Below are 1,427 nucleotides of genomic sequence, written 5' to 3' on the forward strand. Positions count from 1 at the left end.
GTGCGCTGAGTTTCGGGGGCGTGGCCGCTTCTTTTTGCTATAGCGGCTCGGATGTCCGATGAATCGAATTCCACCAGTCTGCTGCGAACGAAGCGCTATGGCGCCTTCTGGTGCGGGAGCCTGCTCTCCAACATCGGGTCGTGGATGCAGTCCGTGGCCGAGCCGTGGCTGGTCATCACGACGAGTGGGTCTTCGTTTTTGCTGGGGCTCGATGCTTTCGCGATCAATGCGCCGTTCTGGATCCTGACTCTGCTGGGCGGGGCGCTGGCGGATCGGGCGGACAAGGGCAAAGTCATCTTTCTGTTTCAGGGCATTCAGATGCTGTGCCCGGCGTTGATCTTCGCGCTTTTGGCGGCGGGCTGGATCAATGTGTGGATCATCATCGCGCTGTCGCTGGTCGTCGGGATCACCGATGCGCTGTCGATGCCGGCCTTTTCCTCGCTGATCCCCTCGATCGTTTCGAAGAAGGAGCAGCGGCAGGCGATCGCGCTCAATTCCGCGCAGTTCAATCTGTCGCGGGTGCTCGGCCCGGCGATCGCGGGGGTGGTGATGGTTCGCTATGGCGCGTTGTGGTGCTTTGGTGCCAATGCCGCGTCCTATGTGCCGTTTTTTGCGACGATCTACTGGGTTTTGCCCTGGTCGAAAATGGCGCGCGAACGCAAGAAGATCGCCGCACCCACGACGCCGCCCATCCAGATCATCCGGCAGATCCTGCGCGATGGCTCCATTCGCTGGCATGTGATTTCGGTGCTGGTGACGTCGCTCTTTTGCGGCCCGATCATTACTTTCACGCCGGTTGTCGTGCGGTCGGTGTTTCACGGCGGGGCGGGGGATTTCGGCACTTTGATGGCGGCGTTCGGCATTGGCGGGCTGGCCGGGCCGGTGTTTATCATGGTCACCGCCAAAACGCTCAAATCGCGCTGGTTGTCGTTGATTTCTCCGCTGTTTTTCGGCCTGTTCGTCATGGCCGTGCCGTTGATTGCCGATGCCCATCAATTCCTGCTGGTGCTGGTGGCATGCGGTTTTCTTATGACGGTCGCCAACACGTCGGCCAACACGTTTCTGCAAGTGTCGATCGACGATGCCAATCGCGGCCAGATGACGAGCATCTATATGCTGGCCATGCGTGGCGGGCTGTCGATCGGAAATCTGCTTTGCGGGATGCTGACCGGCGCGATGGGGATCGGGACGACGTTTTTGCTGATCGGCGGCATCGCCGTCGCGTTCCAAGGCTTCATTCTGGCAAAATGCCTGCGGATCGATCCGATCGGGCCGGTGCAGGCGTAAGCCGCGATCATCGCTTGTCATTGGGGGCGATATATGACCAAGGGGTCGTGACAAGCGCTTGGTTGTTGCCAATCGGGCCAGCGGCGCAGCTGAATTTCAGCAGACAGGATTCCCCCATGCCCAATATCCGTACCGCCAAC

Annotated in this window: 1 protein-coding gene; it reads left to right on the forward strand. The window is 60.1% G+C overall.

Features of this window, described 5'->3' with window-relative positions; translation table 11 throughout:
* The first annotated feature begins 51 nt into the window (after positions 1 to 51).
* Entirely contained in the window at positions 52 to 1,287 is a 1,236-nt protein-coding gene (locus P4L78_RS10520; protein ID WP_309328013.1) for an MFS transporter, read from the forward strand.
* Positions 1,288 to 1,427 lie beyond the last annotated feature (140 nt).

This window comes from Silvimonas sp., assembly GCF_031291215.1.
In the GTDB taxonomy this organism is placed as follows: Bacteria; Pseudomonadota; Gammaproteobacteria; order Burkholderiales; family Chitinibacteraceae; genus Silvimonas; species Silvimonas soli.